General features: G+C 47.0%; 11 protein-coding genes and 1 tRNA gene. 3 read left to right on the top strand and 9 right to left on the bottom strand.

The genetic code is table 11. The annotated features are described in order from the left end of the window. Positions 1 to 19: 19 nt before the first annotated feature. Positions 20 to 93: transfer RNA gene (locus tag A3GK_RS0106235), tRNA-Asn, on the bottom strand. Between the two features lie 151 nt (positions 94 to 244). Next, complete coding sequence (locus tag A3GK_RS0106230; protein ID WP_018028612.1) at positions 245 to 2,845, bottom strand: TonB-dependent receptor; 2,601 nt, start codon at positions 2,843 to 2,845, stop codon at positions 245 to 247. 636 nt (positions 2,846 to 3,481) lie between these two features. On the opposite strand from A3GK_RS0106230, the gene A3GK_RS0106225 reads away from it, so the two are divergent. Both A3GK_RS0106225 and A3GK_RS0106220 read left to right on the top strand, forming a co-directional pair. Continuing rightward, complete coding sequence (locus tag A3GK_RS0106225; RefSeq protein ID WP_018028611.1) at positions 3,482 to 4,297, top strand: hypothetical protein; 816 nt, start codon at positions 3,482 to 3,484, stop codon at positions 4,295 to 4,297. Then, positions 4,294 to 5,652 (top strand): mechanosensitive ion channel family protein, encoded by a 1,359-nt coding sequence (locus tag A3GK_RS0106220; protein WP_018028610.1) that lies wholly within the window; start codon positions 4,294 to 4,296, stop codon positions 5,650 to 5,652. The genes A3GK_RS0106225 and A3GK_RS0106220 overlap by 4 nt, the downstream gene beginning before the upstream one ends. A gap of 129 nt (positions 5,653 to 5,781) precedes the next feature. On the opposite strand, the gene A3GK_RS0106215 is transcribed toward A3GK_RS0106220, so the two are convergent. The 6 genes from A3GK_RS0106215 to lepA form a co-directional block, all read right to left on the bottom strand. Further along, the gene (locus A3GK_RS0106215; RefSeq protein ID WP_018028609.1) at positions 5,782 to 7,647 is read right to left on the bottom strand and encodes an ABC-F family ATP-binding cassette domain-containing protein; all 1,866 of its coding nucleotides are present in this window, start codon (positions 7,645 to 7,647) and stop codon (positions 5,782 to 5,784) included. After that, entirely contained in the window at positions 7,647 to 8,885 is a 1,239-nt protein-coding gene (locus A3GK_RS0106210; protein ID WP_018028608.1) for a porin, read from the bottom strand. The genes A3GK_RS0106215 and A3GK_RS0106210 overlap by 1 nt, the downstream gene beginning before the upstream one ends. A 15-nt stretch (positions 8,886 to 8,900) precedes the next feature. Then, complete coding sequence (locus tag A3GK_RS0106205; RefSeq protein WP_018028607.1) at positions 8,901 to 10,037, bottom strand: DNA polymerase III subunit; 1,137 nt, start codon at positions 10,035 to 10,037, stop codon at positions 8,901 to 8,903. A 15-nt stretch (positions 10,038 to 10,052) separates the two neighbouring features. Further along, entirely contained in the window at positions 10,053 to 11,099 is a 1,047-nt protein-coding gene (locus A3GK_RS0106200) for a dihydroorotate dehydrogenase-like protein (RefSeq protein WP_018028606.1), read from the bottom strand. 76 nt (positions 11,100 to 11,175) lie between these two features. Continuing rightward, entirely contained in the window at positions 11,176 to 12,726 is a 1,551-nt protein-coding gene (gene dnaB / locus A3GK_RS0106195) for a replicative DNA helicase (protein WP_018028605.1), read from the bottom strand. A gap of 11 nt (positions 12,727 to 12,737) precedes the next feature. Continuing rightward, positions 12,738 to 14,525 (bottom strand): translation elongation factor 4, encoded by a 1,788-nt coding sequence (lepA, locus tag A3GK_RS0106190; protein ID WP_018028604.1) that lies wholly within the window; start codon positions 14,523 to 14,525, stop codon positions 12,738 to 12,740. Positions 14,526 to 15,020: 495 nt separating this feature from the next. Here lepA and A3GK_RS0106185 point away from each other — a divergent pair, with 495 nt between their 5' ends. After that, positions 15,021 to 16,391: an alpha/beta hydrolase gene (locus tag A3GK_RS0106185; RefSeq protein WP_040576029.1), complete on the top strand. Its 1,371-nt coding sequence runs from the start codon at positions 15,021 to 15,023 to the stop codon at positions 16,389 to 16,391. Positions 16,392 to 16,633: 242 nt separating this feature from the next. Here the strand turns inward: A3GK_RS0106185 and A3GK_RS0106180 are convergent, their stop codons facing one another. Next, on the bottom strand, positions 16,634 to 19,387 hold the full coding sequence (locus A3GK_RS0106180; RefSeq protein WP_018028602.1) for an AAA domain-containing protein: 2,754 nt from the start codon (positions 19,385 to 19,387) through the stop codon (positions 16,634 to 16,636). Positions 19,388 to 19,890 lie beyond the last annotated feature (503 nt).

The raw sequence follows: 19,890 nt of genomic DNA, 5'->3' as shown, positions 1-19,890 counted from the left end.
TTCTTCCTAATAAAAGATGCTCTTCCACTTGGACTTGAACCAAGGACCCTCTGATTAACAGTCAGATGCTCTAACCAACTGAGCTATGGAAGAATTTCACGCCCGAACTACCCTTCGTTAGTTTCGTGTGGCAAAGATACCACAAAATTTGAAACCTACAAACCCTTTGCTTGAAAAAATCTTTGAGGAGAGATTAATTCGGCAGATATGGGGTTAGGGTAGTGCTGGTGGCGTTACTCCTTTTTTAGATCTCTATCTTGAGACCTGTGTAGATGGACCTTGGAAGGGTAGGACCATATATGTAGGCACTATCGCGATTGCCTCCTAGGTCGAAGTCGCTTTGGAAGGCATTCAGAATGTTGTTCATCCCTACATAGACCTCAATGCAAGAGGTGTTGAAGATAGGGAAGTCGTAGCTGATCTTTGTGCCAAGGTCGAAGAAGCGTGGGGTATGCTCTAGGCGATCCCATCGTGGTGCCTGCTCTAGCTTTGAGGTGTCGGGACGCTTGCCAGTGGCTACTAGCTCGCGGTCGATAATAGCTGCTTTTTGTCCTATCGTGACAACGTGCGGAGTGTACATCTGCCCAGTATAATTGAGGGTGCAGGAGATGTTTAGATTGGAGATGGGGCTGTAGGTAGCTGTGAAGTAGCCGTAGATATTGGGCGTGCGTAGCATCTCCTTGCTATTGAGTCCTATCTTGTCTCCATTCGGATTGAATCCAGTAAGGGCACTTGGTCCATGATCCTCTAAAGTGTTGATCTCTTTGGCAGTCTCCGCTGTCTCACCGAGTAGGGCGGTGCGGATGCCCCATTCCTGAGCTTCGTCCCACTGGCTCTTTGCTAGTGTGATGCCAGCTTGTAGGCTGAGCTTTTTCCACTTGATTTTTCCCTCAAGGTTGGTGCCGTATACCTGAGCATCCGAACCATTGATGCGCTCGTACATCTTGAACCCATCTTTGGATTGGTCCGATCGCTCCTCGGTGGTAAAAGCACCTAGTAGGCGGGTGTAGAAACCCTCTACGAGTAGGTTGGCTTGGGCTGAGCCAAGGCTAAAATAGGTGTCGGCACTCAGGCTAAGACTATGGCTGTACTCTGGGTTGAGGTCGGGGTTATTAAATACCCTTTGCGACTCTCCACCCACGATGCTTACATGCAGATCTTCATCGAAGAGCTGAGGGGCACGGAATCCTTGGGCGTAGCTCAGTCGAAGATTGACTTGATCGGAAGGATTGTAGCGAAGGGTGGCACGTGGGCTGAGGATCGGCTTGATCGCTCCCTTGCTATTGCGTACGGCAGAGTGCTCATCTAGTCTGGCACCTAGCAGCACGCTCCACGCCTCATTGCCCCACTCCAGCTGTGCTATTTGGCTCCAGTTGTGGATCTTTTGCTCTACAGTTGGGTAGAGAGAGGCATTGCCTGTGTTATCAAGCTCCCAGGAGCGAATCGGCATCGTATCCTTGAGGTGGTCATAGGCGTATTCTGCACCGAGTAGGATTTTAGCGGGGGCGATGGGGAAGTGGTCCCAATCGTAATTGTATTGTAGCCCGGCTAAATAGGTATCTCCATGGGTGTTCCCGAAGTTGACGCCAAATTCTTCTTTGGGAATGAAGCCAAGCTTCCCTACATTCTCTTCACCGATACCACCGTAGTAGCTCTGGCGTCTTACGACCTGACCCGACACGAATAGCTGAAGGTGGTGACGGAGGTCAAACGATTGATGACTGTACTTGAGCTGTCCGCTGTAGATGGTATGATCGGTCTGCTCTGTTACTGCAGCAGCGTGAACGGGGAGGTCCATTCGGTCGCCACCCCTACGGTATTCCTGTAGCGCATGGATCTCGGCACTCATCTTATCAAACTCTGAGAACCGAATATGTCCGACGGTGCCGAGGGAGCGTGAGCGAAGTTTGCCTAACTCACTAAAGCCATCTCCATCTTTATCCCACGGCTTGCGGTCTCTAGCTTGTCCGAAGACCACTGCACCGATACGTCCGTCGGCACCTACAATAGAGGCGTTGAAGCCTAGAGTGTGGTCGGGATCTTTCATCCCTGTGAGGGTGAGATTATTGAAGAAGCTATAGCTATTGGCTACAGGTGCCTGAGTGATGATATTGATCACTCCTGCGATGGCGCTCGAGCCGTATAGTGCGGAGCCACCACCTCTGACTACCTCTACGCGCTCTATCATATTCATTGGTAATTGCTCCAGTCCGTAGACTCCAGCGAGTGCACTGAAGACTGGGCGGCTATCAATCAGTATCTGGGAGAAGCGTCCGTCAAGACCATTGATGCGCACTTGGCTGAAGCCACAATTCTGGCAGTTGTTCTCCACCCTAATGCCTGGTTGGAAGGTGAGTCCTTGTGATAGGCTCACCGCATTCGCCACTTTGAAGACTTTGTCATCAATCACGCTGACCAGTGTGGGGGCGTAGCGGCGAAGGGTCTGCTGACGATTGGAGGTGACGACTACCTCGTTGAGGTCAAAGACATCTTCCTCTAGCTCAAAGTTCACCTCGAGTGTCTTTCCGGGAGCTACCTTCACTGTCCGTTGCTCGCTCTTATACCCAACGCCTGATACCTCTATAGTGTAGGTGTTGGGCTTGAGGTTGCGAAGGAAGTAGTGCCCCGACGCATCGGTGGTGGCACCATAAGGGCTATGCTTTATTTTGATGATGATGCCGATGAGGTGCTCGCGACTCTTTTTATCGAGTACGTGGCCTATGATATTGGCATCGGTGGATTGCTGGTTGCTCTCTGGTTCAGCTGCAATGGCAGGGGATATTAGCAGTAGGGTGGCGATCATAGAGAGCCACCATACTGGACTAATAAGCTTTACTTTTCTCATCTGGTTTTAAGTATCATTAGTTATGGTGCATCGGCTAGCTAACTTCCGACGCACACAAAAAAATTAATGCTACAAATCTACTAGATAACTCTAAGATTTGAGCCACTACTTTTAGGTATTTATCAGGGGTTACGCATTAGGAGTATATTCATAAGTTAATGACCCTATAAAATAGGAGAAAGTAATGGCTAAAAAGCCCATTTATAATAAGCTGATATTCAATACTATATAAAAGCGAAAACTGAGTTGCAACTAAGCGATCGACGAGTTGCAACTAAGCAAATGCCGAGTTGCAACAAAGCAATTGCTTAGTTGCAACTAAACTTTTGACCACTTTGAGGCTGTTGCACGAATGATGATATTCAAACTGTTAAGGATAATTGAGTAAGGACCTCGGAGAGTTCCCTCTTAAAAAGGCACGCGTTGGAGGAGCAAAACCCCGAATGACCTGTGCCTATTTAGCACGGATCTCTGCCGAGGTCCTTACTCATAGACTCCCCGCTAAAAAACATATAGCGTGAACTTCCTATTACGTAACCCTGAGGTATTTATTGTTCTGTGAAAGGCAATTACTATTAATTTTGTATATTTGCTATACGTAATTGAGAATGACTTATATATAGGTAAATAATAATTATGGGCAAGATAAATGTAGCAAAACTACTAGGCGTAGGAGCGGGTGTCGCTCTAGGGACCTACTTGGCCCGACAGTATCTCCGTAAATACCAAGCTTTGAAGGGCAATTACTCCCCTCTTATTGATCAGGTACTTGTGATTACTGACGGGATGAAGTCGGAGCGGTGGCTCTTTGACTGGGATGATGAGGAACGATGCAAAATAGCTACTCAACAGTCACTAGATAAGTATGGAGCTATCTTTTCGGAGAATCACCTAACTTTTGAATTCTTGGAGGATTATGTGGAGGTCTGTCGCTATCTCAATGATAATGAGTGTCCAGAGGAGATAGTCTCGATCTTCCTTAATAGCTATGATGTGGTAACCTCTATAGTACGACGCTCTAAGAATGGTAAGGAGGAGCGATGGGATGCTACTATCAATGGAGCTGAGCTGTCGCAGCTTACCTCGGGAGATGCTGCTACTAAGATGTATTGGAGTGAGGGCAACCTTGATGGGATCTCCTATGGTGGGGAAACACGTGAAAAGATGACCTATTATAGAGATAAGGAGAACTACCTATTCCCTGATATCAACCTCTTTGTGAAGGGGTTTGGTGAGGAGATGATGTGTAACTATGTAATGGGGACTAGGAGCCGACACTTCCTCCGTACAATGTCGGTATCTGGGCCAAACTATCATAGGCAGTCACATATCTCCTATCTGCTGGATAGCTTTGACCGGCCTATCCAAATGCTGATAGAGGATACTATTTTGAAAGATGATATTACTACCAATAGCAGTAGAGAATTTGAAATAAGATATAAGAAGTTATGACCGAAACAACTGAAACGATGCTGACGCACCCAGAAACAATTGATGAGGCGATAGTAGAGAAGCTGTACCCGATGAATGATGTGCGGGTGCTACTAGATAAGATTGTGAATGCCATTAATCCAGGGTTGGAGGATGGTACCTTTATGCACGACCTCCTAAGCCTAGGGATTGTCCTTGGTTTTGTAGTCCTGCTGTGGTTCTTACTTCGTTTGCTATTTGTCCGCACCGTTCCCCGATTGATGGAGCGTGTTTCTTTCCTCAAAGGGGAGCGCACTATTAATACCAAGATTATTCAGAAGCTGATATCGATTGTCTCCATCTCTATCCTTTCTAGTTTGCTAGTAGTGGTGTGGCAGGAGCCTTCTGTATGGTACAATATTCTGAAGGCTCTCTGTAGTGTAGCAGTGACTTGGATGGTGGCTCAGCTGATAGCCCAGCTTTTGGACGCGGGTCGTCGTAGTATGATTCAGTCACCAAAGTATGGGAATAGTCCCTTTATTAACCTCTTTCAGGTCTTTAAGGGCATCGTCTACTTTATCGCTATATTGCTGATCATTTCAGTGCTCTTTAAGATTGATATGACGGCTATTGGTGCTGGTCTTACTGCTCTTTCTGCTGTACTGATGTTGGTCTTCAAGGATACCATCCTAGGCTTTGTGGCAAGTATTCAGCTCTCTAGCAATGATATGATTCGTGTGGGAGATTGGATCACGGTGCCTAAGTTTGGGGTAGATGGCGATGTGATAGACATTTCACTAGCTACGATCAAGGTGCGAAACTTTGATATGACGGTCTCCACCGTACCACCCTATAGTATGCTTACTGAGGCAGTACAAAATTGGCGACCTATGCAGGAGGCTGGCGGTAGGCGTGTGAAGCGCTCTATCTATGTAGATATGCAGAGCATCAAGTATGCGAGTGACCGACTTATAGAAAAGCTACGTACTTCACCACTGCTTAACGACTATATTGAAACGGCGTTGGCTGAGATTACAGCGGATAACAAGGCTAAGGGACTTGAAAACTCGTATGATCGTCGTTCGCTCACTAATGTGGGTCTTTACCGTAGATACATTGAGCTTTATCTGAAGAATCATGCCAATGTGCATAAGACATTCACCTGTATGGTGCGTCAGCAGCAACCTACTGCACAAGGATTGCCTTTGGAGCTTTACTTCTTTACCAACACTACTGCGTGGGTAGAGTATGAGGGTATCCAAAGTGATATCTTTGACCACCTTCTAGCGGTGATTAATGTCTTTGAGCTCTCGGTATTCCAGGAGATCAATGGACGCAATGTCTCTGCCTTGCTTGAAAATACTACGGGTACTCCTAAGGAGATGACTAAGGGGTAACTAATCACTCCCTTATATAATATGAGTGCAGTCCGCCTAGCATTGCTGGCAGACTGCACTCATATTAACTTAACTATTGCGTTGCTGACCTGTTGATATGTGTATGGAGGGTGGGGTGAATGGCTATATTTACCCTTCGATCTCAGAGAGTTCAAGCCATCGCAGTTCGGCAGAGTCGAGGGTCTCTTTAGTGGTGCTGTATTGCTCGGCCAGCTCTACCAACTCTTGTGGAGTGGCGGTGCCGCTATTCATAGTGGTCTCGATCTCTTGGAGTTGCTTTTCGAGTAGCGGGAGTTGCTCAGTCAGCTGTTCCAACTCTCGTTGCTCCTTGTAGGAGAGCTTCGCCTTTTTCTCTCTCGGTGGTCGCTTGGTGGTTGGCTCCTTCTCTTGCTTTGTGGAGCTTTCTACCTTAGGGCTTTCCTTTTTTTGAAGGCGATAATCGGTGTAATTGCCAGGGAAGTCCCTGACCGTGCCATCGCCCTCTAGTACAAAGAGGTGCTCCGTGATACGGTCCATAAAGTAGCGGTCGTGGGAGACTACAAGTAGGCACCCATCAAACTGAACTAGGTACTCTTCCAGCACTTGTAGAGTGGGGATATCAAGGTCGTTAGTTGGCTCATCGAGGACTAGAAAGTTGGGATGTTGCATCAGCACGGTGCAGAGTTGAAGCCTTCGCCGTTCGCCTCCACTAAGGAGCGATACATAGTCTTGCTGTCGCTTTGGTGGAAATAGGAAGCGATTCAAGAGTTGCATAGCACTATGCTCCGCCCCGCTTCTGCCTACTACGTGCTCCGCAATGTCAGTGACCACCTCTATCACCTTCTTGCCTTCGGGAAAGGTGGGAGGAATCTGAGAGAAATAGCCAAAGCGAACGGTCTCACCTACCTCTATAGTGCCTGAGGTCGGTTCAATCTCTTGCATAATCAGTCGTATCAAGGTGGTCTTGCCTGCCCCATTTGGACCGATAACACCTACACGATCACGGCGGGCGAAGTTGTAGGAGAAGTCCTTGATAATAGGACGCTCACCATAGCTTTTGCTGATGTGCTCTGCCTCAAATATCTTCTTTCCGATATAGACCGATTGGCTCTCGAGCTGAGGCCCTTGGTGGTGCTGAATATGGGTGAGTTGCCCTTTGAGTTCGTGGAAAGCATCTTTGCGATACTTTGCCTTTGTCCCTCGGGCTTGAGGCATTCGTCGCATCCACTCTAGCTCGGTACGGTAGCGATTGCGTAGAGTGGCTTGTTCGCTCTCTAGTTGCTCTAGTCGCTCTGCTCGCTTCTGTAGGTAGAGGGTGTAGTTTCCTTCGTAGCTATAGATTTGCCCGCCATCCATCTCTATGATGGTGTCGCATACCTGATCGAGGAAGTAGCGGTCGTGTGTCACCATCAAGAGTGCTGCATTGGAGGTGGCTAGGTACTGCTCCAGCCACTCCACGGTGCCAGGGTCAAGGTGGTTGGTTGGCTCATCAAGGATGAAAATATCGGGTTGCCTTAGGAGGACGGAGGCGAGAGCAATCCGCTTGCTTTCCCCTCCCGATAGCCCTTGGGTACTACGGTGTGGACTGCCTAGATTGAGCTGGGAGAGGAGGGCCTGTAGCTCCTGCTCTATACTCCAGCCATCTAGCTGATCCATCCGTGCTATCGCCCGATTGATTTGGTCGGTATCACCGCCTTTGACCGCTGCTTCGTACTCCACGATCACCTCCCGTAGCTCTGGAGCAATGCCACTCAGGCTGGCGGTGAGGATATCGGGGTAGGTGGTGAAGTCGCTTCGCTGTGGAAGGTAGGCAATCTTGAGGTCTCTCTGAGTGATCACTTCGCCCGAGTCGGAAGGTTCTAGTCCCACCAATATGCGGAGAAGGGTAGTCTTACCCGCACCATTTGGTGCGATAAGACCCACCTTCTGTCCCTTTTCAATTGAGAAGTTGAGCCCTTCAAATAGCTTCAGTATGCCGAAGCTTTTGGATAGATTGTCTACTTGTAGTATGGCCATTAGAATAGTATGGTCACGCGACCTTGGAATACCATAAAGTCTAGCCCCTTGAAGCTATCTAGGTTACTAATGGTATAGTTGCTCTTGAAGTCCTTATGATGGTCAATATAATTGGCGAGTAGTGAAAAGCAGAGATGAGAGGTGGTCCAATAATTGGCAAAGGCACCGACACTGTAGCCTGCTAAAGCCTCAATCCCCTCATGATCATTGTAGTAAATACCCGAGCTGCGCACCCCTATCTCAAGTGCCTGCTTGCCATTGTATGGCGAACCAGAGAAGTCGGCCATAGAGGCATTGTATCTGCGAGGATTGCCGAGAACGGTATAGCTCGCACGTACGTTCCACCCTGCATACTGTGGCGTAGAGAGGTCGGAACTTCTGAAGAAGTTGGTTCCAAGTCCTTCCGCAGTTATAAGGAAATTGCGGTTTTGATAAGCTAGCTCTAGGCCATAATTGAGTTGGCTAGTGGTATTGGAGTGGTAATACCTAATGAAGCGAGCATTGGAGGCTGGAGTCTCAATACCTATAGCACCCGACTGATTGAATTCACCGCCCTGCATCCGCATCCAATAGATATTGGTGCCAAGTAGAAGCTTTTGATGGCGATTATTGAGTACATTGTAGGTAAAGCGCCCTGCCACACCTACTTCAGGTCGTTTGGGTAGAGAGCTACCAGCATACTCATTGAGGTTGATGGAGTAAGCTCCTATAGCGGAGTAGAGGCGACCTGTATTGTAAAATAGCCCCAAACCCAAGCGGCGAGCCGAAGCCATTGAGAGCCCCATTGGAGTAGCTACATTCATAGCGGTACCCGTTCCGTAGTTTTGGCTCATTGGCCCTGGCACCTTCATCTGCCCCATGCGCAACTTCAGGTTGTCATTGAAGCGATAGTCGAGGAGCATATTGAGGAGGTTGATCTTGTTTTGAGCATAATTGATATGAAACTCAAATCCCCACCGCTTAGAGAAGTCTCCCGACAGGTTGGTTTGGAGGTTAGTAAAGGCAATATTTGGCTTTATCTCAAATGGTTGATTGTCCAAGGTCGCTTGGGAAGCATCAAATGTGGGTGCAAAGGCAACTCCATCCAGAGTGTAGGTGTTGGACACCTTGAGCTTAAATCCTTTCGTCCCCTTGATTGTGAGTCCTCGTCCGTGATAGGCTACTTTCGTCTTACTTTGAGCCGAAACCCCCATGCTGAAGGCAAGAAGTGCAATGATGAGTAGTGAAATTCTTTTCATAAAGTTTACAAATACTTATTTTTGATATATCCGTGTGAGCGTGAGGAGGAGGTCAAAGAGGACCATCGTCACGTTGCCATTTTGTAGTATCTCTAGCTTAGCGTCAGTCAGTTCGTCCATTACTCTGGTGTATTTCTCCAATGGTAGAGCCATCGAAACCACTTTTGCCTCATCCACTATTTTACTTGGAAGGAAGACCACATCGTCCGAGCCATATTGAAGTGCCAATAACTCTCGTAGTAACTTAGGCAGAGAATCGAGTAGGGCTATCACTTCAGGGCGATCCATCTTGGCATACTCTTGGGCTGCCTCGAGTAGAGGCTTAGGGTGTCTTTGTAGGGGGAGTTGTAGAAACTGCAGTGCCTCCAACTGGCCTTTGAATAGCCCATTTCCCTCTTTTAGCTGTAAGGCTTTGTAGAGGTTGCCCTGTGCCAAATGAGCGAGCTCAGCCGCTTCCTCCTCTGTGACAGACTCTTTCTGCACTAGGTATTCAATAAGCATAGAATCGGGAATCTTTGGTACCGCCACCTTCTGCAGACGGCTGATGATGGTAGGTAAAAGTCGGTGCGGACTATGCGAAACCATAATGAATACCACTCCCTTTGGCGGTTCTTCGAGGAGCTTCAGTAGCTTATTGGCCGTCTCGGTACGCATCGTCTCAGGTTGCCAAATAAGGATTACCTGATACTGACTTTTGAAAGAGCGCAGCGAGGTATTGTGAATTAATCGCTCCGCCTCGGCCACCATTATCTGAGGCTGCTTATTGCCAGCATCTAGTTGCTCTCGCCATTCAAGCGTAGTGAACCTGCGGTACTTTCCGATCAACTCCCTAAATGGCTCCAGCATCATCTCCGAGGTAAACTCCTTCCCTTCCTGAGCCTTAATCACCGGGAAAACCAGTGTGATGTCAGGGTGCTGCAGCTCCGCCATCTGCCGGCAGGAGTGGCACTTGCCACAAGGATGGCCTTCGGGGGTGAGCTCCTCACAAAGTATTTGCTGTGCCAATACCAAGGAGAGCGGAAAGGCCTCTCCTCCCTCTTCCCCCGTCAGAAGTATCGCATGTGGCAATTCACCAGCCTCTATTTGGCTAGCAAAGTGTGCTACTAGATGCTCCTGCCCGAGTAAGTCAGAGGGCTTTGGCACGATTGGCATAGGGAGTACTCTATCTTATAGTTGTGAGTAGTCTGGTCGCCCTAGGTTGGTTACTTGGGTAGGATTGGCATCTTCGCTCGCATAGTAGCGCATAAATTGGCTTCTCTGGTACATCGTAGCGTGGTCTACACGAGTGGCTGCTAGCTTACCCTTAAACTCATTGATATGGTGGTACTGCTTACGATCCATCCAGTCGGAAAGGAATTGATTCGCCTCACGGATCACCTCTGCTCCACCCTTATAAAGTGCCGAAGCAAATTGCACCCCATCAGCTCCTGAAAGGAGTCCCTTCACAAGATCCTCGCCATTGCGTGGCCCATTGGAGAGAGCGATCGAAAGCTCAGGCACTGCCCCACGCACCAATGCTGCATAGCGAAGCGTATCGGAATAAGAGCCCTCATGGCTCAGCACCGAACCCACCGTGATCTTCTCCTTCTCAATATCAATATCGGGCATGAAGGTGCGATTGAAGAGCACCACCCCATCAGCCCCTGCGAGCTTAAGGTCGCGACAAAGGCGAATGATATTCGTATAGTACTTACTTAGCTTGATGATGATAGGGGTATCCTCCATTTGCTTACGCAGAGAGCGTACCATTTGAATCAGGTCCTCCTCCGAAGCGCCCCAAGGCTGAGCCACCTTGCTCTCAATCCTCATTACATTGCACTCCAGAGCATTGGCGCCAGCCTCGATCAGCTCCTGTGCATACTCCACCCAGCTATCCGACTTGTAGGCATTGACACTAGCAATTATCGGTGCTGTAATGCATCGTTTTGCCTCCTTAATAAGGTCGATATGCGTCTTCAGTGCGTGCCCCTTCACATAGTGCTGAAGGTAGTCCATTGCCGTAGAGTCGTGATAACCACCGACACTCTCATCGGTCATCTTAGTTATCTCCTGCTCTATCTGCTCCTCAAAGATTGACTTGAGCACAATGGCTCCTGCCCCAGCCTTTTCCAACTGTTGTATCTGTCGGATATCTTTAGTAAGTCCCGAGCTAGCTACGATAAAAGGGCTCTTTAGCCTCAGTTTCTGTGCGTATAGTGTGGATAGATCTGCCATAATATTTATTAGTTTTGGTCTTTGGTTTTCTTTCTCTCACAAAGGTAACTATTTTTAGTGATATTCCCGAGAAAAACTAGATGGTGAAGCCTGTATTTGGAGCATCACTAGCTAGAGGGTCTTGTTCCTGGGTCATTGAAGTAGAGGGGTGGTTCATCTTGCTATCAAAAGTAGTGCCATTCTGTGCAAAGTGCATCCCTTGGCTACTTGCAAACTTGATGATGGTATCAATGAAGCGTAGCAATACGGTATCTACGCGACCATTACGGTGCTTGGCGATGATAAACTCCGCCATCCCCTTCATGCTCCGCCCTTCCTCATCCTCCATAATGCCGTAGTACTCGGGGCGGTGAAGAAAGCAGACCATATCGGCATCCTGCTCTATCGCTCCCGACTCACGGAGGTCGGAGAGCTGAGGTCGCTTTCCCTCCTTAGGCCTATTCTCCACTCCACGATTAAGCTGCGAGAGGGCAATCACCGTGATATTGAGCTCCTTAGCTAATTGCTTCAGCGAGCGCGATACGGTACTCACCTCCTGCTCACGATTGGCATTGCTTTTGATGCCACTAGCCGTCATCAGCTGGAGGTAGTCAATAATCACCACCTTCACGCCATTCTGACGAACCAATCGGCGTGCTTTGCTTCGGAGGTCAAATACCGATAGCCCCGCCGTATCATCAATATACAGAGGTGCCTGCTCGAGGGTGCCAATTCTCTGCTCTAGAGTGGCCATTTGCTGAGGAGTAAGGTTGCCCCTCTTGATGTCATCATTGGGAATCTCTGTATGGTTCACCACCAGTCGGTTCGCCAACTGATCCTCGCTCATCTCTAGGCTAAATATTGCCACAGGAGTTTTGTGCTCCACCGCGATGTTGCGTGCCATGGAGAGGACAAAAGCGGTCTTTCCCATCGCTGGACGTGCAGCAATAATCACCAAGTCTGAAGGGTGCCAGCCAAAAGTAATCTCATCTATCTCAGGGAAGCCCGAAGGGACCCCGTGTGCATCCGCCGTACCAGAAGCGAGGTCATTCATTTTTTGGATAATCTTTGGCACAATATCTCCGATAGGCACCACCTCATTGCTATCAGTCCCTTGGGTGATTTCAAAGAGCTGTTGCTCGGCATCTTGCATGGTGTCGGTGATCGGAATCGTCTCGTCAAAGGCATTGCCGATCACATCATTACCAAAGGAGATGAGGTCGCGCTGTATCTTTTTATCAAATAGCAGGCGAGCGTGAAACTCTAGGTGAGCCGTGCTATTCACTAGCGAAGCCAGCTCCGCTACATAGACCAAGCCATTCGTCACCGATAACTTATCCATTAGCTTTAGCTGCTCCACCACGGTCTGTGCATCGATCGGCTTCTCTTCTAGGGCAAGCTGACGTATTGCCTCAAACACATAGCGGTTCTTTGTGTCATAAAAGCAGTCGGGCGTCAAGATCTCCCCCACCAGAGGAAAGGCATCTCGCTCCAGGATAAGGGCACCCAGCACCAGCTGCTCCACCTCAATATTATTGGGAGGGACCCCTTTCCCCAGCTCCTTAGCAATTCCTTTGGTCTTCAGGATCTTGCCCCCCTCTAGATCACCGTAGTCATACGCGGCAGTTGTATATTGCTCCACACTCATAGGCACCTCCTTTAGTCTAGTTTCAATACTGCCAAGAAGGCCTTTTGTGGCACCTCCACATTACCTACCTGCTTCATTCGCTTCTTACCCTCCTTCTGCTTCTCCAGTAGCTTTCGCTTACGCGAAATATCACCACCGTAGCACTTCGCTGTCACATCCTTACGCACCGCCTTTATCGTCTCACGGGCAATGATCTTTGCCCCGATAGCTGCTTGCACAGCGATGTCAAACTGCTGCCGTGGTATCAGCTCCTTCAGCTTTTCACACATCCGCCTACCCATTCCTTGGGCATTATCCACGTGCGTGAGTATCGAGAGGGCATCCACCGACTCCCCATTGAGTAGGATATCCACCTTCACCAATTTAGATTGCTGAAATCCATTCACGTGGTAGTCAAAGGAGGCATATCCACGTGAGACACTCTTCAGACGGTCATAGAAGTCGATCACAATTTCGCCCAAAGGGAGGTCGTAGATCAGCTCCACTCGATTGCCAAAGAGATAATCCTGTCGCACCAGCGTGCCACGCTTGCCTAGGCAAAGGGTCATTATCGGACCAATATAGTCGGTCGTGGTGATCACCGAAGCACGTATCACAGGCTCCTCAATATAGTCAATCTCAGCAATATCTGGCAGACCCGAAGGGTTGTGCACCTCAATATTCTGCCCCTTTTTGGTGTGTACGTGATAAGAGACATTGGGCACCGTCGTGATCACACTCATATCATACTCCCTCTCCAGTCGCTCCTGCACAATCTCCATGTGCAACAGCCCTAGGAAACCACAGCGAAAGCCAAAGCCAAGGGCGGCAGAGCTCTCTGGCTGAAAGGTGAGCGAAGCATCATTCAGCTGCAACTTCTCCAGCGATGTGCGGAGGTTTTCAAATTCATCTGTCTCAATCGGATAAACTCCTGCAAAGACCATCGGCTTCACCTCCTCAAAGCCAGCAATCCCCTCCTTCGCTCCTTCCTCTACATGGGTAATGGTATCCCCCACCTTCACCTCGCGAGAGGTCTTGATCCCCGAGATGATATAGCCTACATCGCCCGTCTTGATCTCCTTTCTAGGCACCATATCCAGTCGTAGGATACCCACCTCATCGGCATCGTACTCCTTGCCGGTAGCTACAAACTTCACATGGTCGCCCGTCTTGATCGAGCCATTTACCACCTTGTAATAGGCAATGATGCCACGGTAAGGGTTAAAGACAGAGTCAAAGATCAAGCATTGCAGAGGCGCCTTTGGATCACCCTTAGGTGGCTCAATACGTTCGATAATCGCTGCCAAAATCTCCTCCACTCCCTCACCCGTCTTGCCACTGGCACGGATAATCTCCTCCTCGTCACACCCCAGTAGATTGACCAGCTCCTCCGTCATCTCCTCAGGCATAGCACTCGGGAGGTCTATCTTATTCAGCACCGGGATAATCGTCAGGTCGTGCTCCATCGCCATATAGAGGTTGGAGATCGTCTGCGCCTGTACCCCTTGCGAAGCATCCACGATCAGCAGAGCCCCCTCGCAGGCAGCAATCGAACGGCTCACCTCATACGAGAAGTCCACGTGCCCCGGAGTATCAATAAGGTTCAGTGTATATTGTTCCCCTTTATAATTATAGTCCATCTGTATCGCATGGCTCTTGATTGTAATACCACGCTCCCGCTCCAAGTCCATGCTGTCCAGCAATTGATCTTGTGCATCCTTAGCCCCCACTGTATTGGTATACTCCAGAAGACGGTCCGCCAAAGTGCTCTTGCCGTGGTCAATATGCGCTATGATACAGAAATTTCGAATATGATTCATATAAATCCTCTTACTAGTATTTACCTACAAAGATAATAAAAAAGAGACGAATCACACTCCACTGTCCCACTGCTACTCAATCATTGCAAGGCATTTCACGAGTAACGTATCGCTTCAATCCGTCGCAATGGAAGTAGCAACTCATGCTGACGGACAGAGCGATGGACTCGAGTACTCACCATCGCACTAGGAGGCAGCTCTATGAATCTCTATGTGAGTGGGAAAAACTCGAGATGCAACTAAGCATTTGCTTTGTTGCATCTCAGCAATTGCTTAGTTGCAACTCGCCGATTGCTTAGTTGCATCTCGGTAAACGATTTCGTATGGCATTGAATTTCAGTTGGTTGTAAAGGACCCTTTCTGACCCTATTGTAGCTGGCTTTTTTCACTCGTCTTCTTCTAACGCGTAACCCCTGGATATGGTGGTACTACGATGATGGATGTCGATTATTCTGTTTATATTTGTTGATAGTTAACCAGTTACATTGCACTATTATGAGATGGACATTATTTTTTACTTTGACGCTTTGGGCTATGACGTGTCATGCCCAAGTGGTCGGTAGTTGGCACGGTGATTTGCGGGTGTCGCCCACTTATGCATTGCCTTTGGTGCTACATGTCTCCGAAACAGCTGAGGGGTATCGGGCGTCATTGGATAGTCCCGACCAAAATGCCGAGGGGATAGTGGTGGATGAGTTTGTTTTTCAGCCCGATTCTCTAATGGTGCGATGGCAGAGTGAGTCGATAGGGGCTAGGTTTCAAGGAACTTTGCAAGGGGATACGATCAAGGGGCTTTTTGCCCAAAGAGGACTATTCGCTCCGCTTACTCTTGTAAGAGGGGAGTATATAAAGGAGGATGAGAAGCTTTCTTACCATGCGAGTGAGGTGGCGATTCCTTCGGACGAAGTGGTGCTTTCGGGTACGCTTACAGAGCCGTTGGAGGGCAGTGCCACCACGGCGATCCTCTTGGTAGCTGGTAGTGGACCGAATGATCGGGATAGTAAGATTGGTCCTCATAAGCCTCTCTATGATATTGCCGACTACCTTACTCGTGAGGGTTATGCCGTGCTAAGGTATGATAAGCGAGGGGTGGGGCGCTCTACGGGTGTATTTAATGCCTCGATGCTCTCCGATTTTGAGGTGGATGTGGAGGCCGCTCTCACCTATCTTCATTCGCAAGGTAAGTATCAAAAGGTGGGGGTGATAGGACATAGCGAAGGAGGGCTGCTAGCACAGATGGTGGCTGCTGATTCACCTTCACTCGTTGACTTTATAGTGCTTTTGGCGGCTCCTGGGGTGAATGGTATAGAGACGATTGTCTTTCAGAATCAGGTGATGATGGCGGATCTGATTGAGCCTGATAAATGGGATGCTTTTGGGCAGGTGACGGAGGAACTATTTGGTAAGATAGCTTACCACTCTACTAGCAGAGCGAGTGATTCACTGCTGATTGCTGAGTACTTTGATAGAGTGTTGCCACTAGTGAAGGAGGAGCGACGAATAGAGACTGAGCGAGTGGTCCAAAGTGAGAAGTACCGACGAAATATGATTGGAGCTATCTCAACACCATTCTATAAAGGATTTTTGAGGACTGATCCCTCAATCTATCTCCCGCGAATTACCTGTCCAATCCTAGCCCTCAATGGAAGTAAGGATATGCAGGTGGAAGCGAAACGAAACTTGTCACAGATAAGGAGCCTTGCGACCTCCTCCCCAACTGTCACCGTGAAAGAGCTTGAGGGGCTCAATCACCTCTTTATCCCCGCCAATAGTGGGCACCCCAGCGAGTACCTTTTCCTGCCCCCAGGCTTCTCCTTAGAAGCCCTCTCCACCCTCCTCAATTGGCTCCACCAGCAGCACCTCTAACCTCAGTGATAGCTCATTGACGATGGGAGCTTACTGCCCCTCCACCCACCTTCGCAAAATCATTGGAACGGGTCGATCGTTGATAAGCAAGTACCTCTAATATGCGTTATCGTTACACATCTGGTGACTGTTGCATATTTGGAGAATGGCTCTTCGTGCAATATTCTTCAATAATACCCGACTAAAGCAATAAAAACTCAGCCTGCGGAATTGAGGTGAAATCTGATCTTTTAGCTTGTTTGTTACATTCCAGTACTTTGTTGCGATATAGCCTTATTTACCAGATTTTCTTCTAGTTGTTTTTTAATGCTATTTATTGTTATAGTATCTGTTGTAGAAATACGATATAAAGGAAGATCGTACTTGTAGAGAATACTATCTTTAAGTTTGTCTCGCACTTCTTGAACAGAACTTTCCTTGTGAAAGTGCCACCCATCTACTTCAATCGCCATCTGTGGTCGCTTGGTGATATTATTATAGATTAGAAAATCAATATGAGCAAAGGGGCTTTTTGCAAAGGTTTGTTCTTCTTCATTCAGAACTGACCAACTTGAGATTAGTTTTGAAAGAGGATAGTGACATACAACAGATAAATTATGTAACTCTAGCTCTTTCAAGGCTTGTGTTAAAGTATTGTACACGAGGTTCTCTGAAAGGTATTCTGACACTTTCGGATGGTCTGCCTCATAGGCTAGTCTCTCAGCTGTATATTGTTGGTAGAGAATGTCAAACACCGAATGTAGTTTGCTATCAACTACCTCAAAGTTATTGTACTGAATGTAATCAATAAGTTGATGCAAATTAGTGTCCTCTGGAAAATCGTTACCTGTGCAAACAATACAGAGATGTGTCTTAGCTCGTGAGATGGCCACATTGAGCAAATTAGAGTCATCGGAGAATGCTGATGGGGCATTATCCACCATGCTCATAATAATGGTATCGCATTCACGTCCTTGATACTTATGCACTGTGCTTGCAATATCCTGCCCTAGTCTCAGATTGATAGCATCTGCTTGATCACGATATGGAGTAATAATCCCCACACTCCCCTTATCTGTATATTTTGGCAACACCTCTTGTACTATGACATCAACTTCTCTTTGATTGAATCGTCCACGTGCATGATTACCTTCTACAGTCCGTACCACCTTTAATACTTCACTTTCGTTGGAATCATTAGTCATAGTAATAAGTTCACTATCGTAAAAACGCTGGTTGCAGAACTCAATAATCTTCGGATGACAACGATAATGCTCTCGCAGCAATGTAGTGGGTGCATCCTTGAATATTTCTGTGCAAGATTGTAAGAAGCTATGTGTCACTGCATTGTAGCAATCAGGCACATTATAACAACTCTGTATTGCATTAAAAGCAAGTGCCTCTTCTTGACTCACCACATTGGGTAGTTGCTTGTCATCACCAACGATTACCGCATTTGTTGCACTAGATAAAGCTAAAGCTCCAGTCTTAATATCCACCTGCGAAGCTTCGTCCATTATCACATAGTCAAACACATAGTCTGGGCTAATGTTGGAGTTTGACTTATATGTACTGCTCAGTACAATTGGGTACTCTTTTAAGAATGCTTCTGTCCTGCTCTTGAAATCTGTATAGGAAAACAGCTGTCGTCTCCCACCTTTGTAGCGTTGAGCCATTTTATCTTTAAGCAACTGTAGTGAAGAACTTGTCAGTGTTTTCACGCTATTGTGGAGATCAATAGAAGCTAACCTACTGGAGATTTGACTAAGCTCATTTTGGATCTCTGCTTTTCGACTATTGTAATATCCCTTTTGTAAGCTTTCAGTCACTTGGGATATATCGTTCTTCAAGAAAGAGAACATCCGCACACCAAGGACAAATGACCATTTCATTCTAAACCAAAGGTTAGGTTTCCTTGATTGCTCTTCCATTAACTGGATAAGCGTGAGTAATTTCATCAGCTTTTTAGAAGGCTTACGATATAACCACTCCGTATTCAATGAGTGAATACCATTTTGCGAATCACTATAGTATTTCTCTGTCATCAAAGCTTGATACTCCGCCTTGAGTTTTGCCTGATTTGTCTGGTCATCAAAGCCCTGTGATACTGTCTTAAGAGACTCCTTAGCTACCTTCTTCATCGTGGATAAATCATTTATCAGCCATCCCTCCATATTAGGATAAAATGGAACTTGTTGGTCAATAAAGGATTTTTTATTTTCTGCATTACCCAACTGGGCAACGATAAAGCCTAGCCCTTCTTTTTCCAGTTTCTCTGCTACATTAGCAACTGCGGAGTTGTTGTTGGAAACGACCAATACACTCTTATCCGCTAAAAGCAAATTAGCAATGATATTAAGAATAGTCTGTGTTTTCCCTGTACCCGGAGGTCCTTGGATAATACTGACTTGATTAGTCAAAGCAGCCTCTACCGCACTCTTTTGGCTTGCATTACATCCGAAAGGGTAATAGACTTGCTTTGGTAATGAATAAGTTGCCAACTTTTTCTTATTCCCAAGGTATTGAGCAAGAGGAACATTGTCTCGCTTTAAGTCTATCAAGCTATACCCTTTTGATAGAACGTTATTTCCCTCCTCATCACAAAGTCCCGTCTCTTCGGCAAGCTTATTGAGATAACCCCATGTCGATCTGCCACACTCATTTATAGGTGTACGGGTAATATATACATTCTTGTCCTCAAGGCTTTCGGCATAACCATTGGTATAGGTTATACGATAAAAGCTGAGATTATGATCTGAGAATCGAAGTAATTCAGCGATACCAGTAATACGCTTATTATTTATATACAGTCCTTTATTATCTATGTCTACCACCTCTGGTTGTGTTAAGCAGAGTAAGCGAGCTGGATTGTATTGAAAAACACGTGGAGAAGTTCTAAATATAACTGCCCAATAACCATTTTCGTTTCTCTTTATAGATGCAACTTGTTCGGTGATAAACATTTGCTTATCACCTCTTCTTTCCAAATCTATAATCAAATACTGCCTTGCATCCATAATAGAAGAATAATGGTCAAATTAAAGAACAAAAAACTATTGACAACAAAACAATCAATATTAGACATTTGCTTAAAACTTGGTCAGTTGTACCTAATAATAATTTTGTTTCTAACTACTGATTATCTTACTTATCTCAGGTTGAACTATAGTGTTCCCCATTTTTAGACAATGGGGTGGCGTTATTACTTCCGCTGTTACAAACGTACTCATTTTCTTTTTCTTTACATAGCCCTAGTTTGACCTCTGAAGTATATTTTGGGGTGGTTCTTGGACTTTATGAGGAGTGAAATACTGATTTCATTAGGGTCGTTGTTTTTTTTAATTGAAACGATCTCACCAACTTCTATTTTGAGGAAAGTAAGCAGAGTGGTTAAATGGCTAAGTTCGGACGAACCGAAGAGAAAAGACCTGAAAAGATAAGATAAGGAGCAATTACAAGTTCCTCGTGCAAGCTCTTTGTGTTAATAATGATGGATTTATTCGTTACTACTCGTCTACTG

It is taken from the genome of Porphyromonas somerae DSM 23386 (assembly GCF_000372405.1).
GTDB lineage: Bacteria > Bacteroidota > Bacteroidia > Bacteroidales > Porphyromonadaceae > Porphyromonas_A > Porphyromonas_A somerae.
Note: the sequence above shows the minus strand (reverse complement) of the source record. Positions and strands in the feature narration are given on the sequence as shown.

Excerpts from the sequence above, each read along its gene's own strand:
- A3GK_RS0106230 (WP_018028612.1), bottom strand. The coding sequence starts at position 2,845 with ATGAGAAAAGTAAAGCTTATTAGTCCAGTATGGTGGCTCTCTATGATC.
- A3GK_RS0106205 (WP_018028607.1), bottom strand. The coding sequence starts at position 10,037 with ATGCCAATCGTGCCAAAGCCCTCTGACTTACTCGGGCAGGAGCATCTA.
- A3GK_RS0106225 (WP_018028611.1), top strand. The coding sequence starts at position 3,482 with ATGGGCAAGATAAATGTAGCAAAACTACTAGGCGTAGGAGCGGGTGTC.
- A3GK_RS0106180 (WP_018028602.1), bottom strand. The coding sequence starts at position 19,387 with ATGGATGCAAGGCAGTATTTGATTATAGATTTGGAAAGAAGAGGTGAT.
- A3GK_RS0106185 (WP_040576029.1), top strand. The coding sequence starts at position 15,021 with ATGAGATGGACATTATTTTTTACTTTGACGCTTTGGGCTATGACGTGT.
- A3GK_RS0106200 (WP_018028606.1), bottom strand. The coding sequence starts at position 11,099 with ATGGCAGATCTATCCACACTATACGCACAGAAACTGAGGCTAAAGAGC.
- lepA (WP_018028604.1), bottom strand. The coding sequence starts at position 14,525 with ATGAATCATATTCGAAATTTCTGTATCATAGCGCATATTGACCACGGC.
- A3GK_RS0106220 (WP_018028610.1), top strand. The coding sequence starts at position 4,294 with ATGACCGAAACAACTGAAACGATGCTGACGCACCCAGAAACAATTGAT.
- dnaB (WP_018028605.1), bottom strand. The coding sequence starts at position 12,726 with ATGAGTGTGGAGCAATATACAACTGCCGCGTATGACTACGGTGATCTA.
- A3GK_RS0106210 (WP_018028608.1), bottom strand. The coding sequence starts at position 8,885 with ATGAAAAGAATTTCACTACTCATCATTGCACTTCTTGCCTTCAGCATG.
- A3GK_RS0106215 (WP_018028609.1), bottom strand. The coding sequence starts at position 7,647 with ATGGCCATACTACAAGTAGACAATCTATCCAAAAGCTTCGGCATACTG.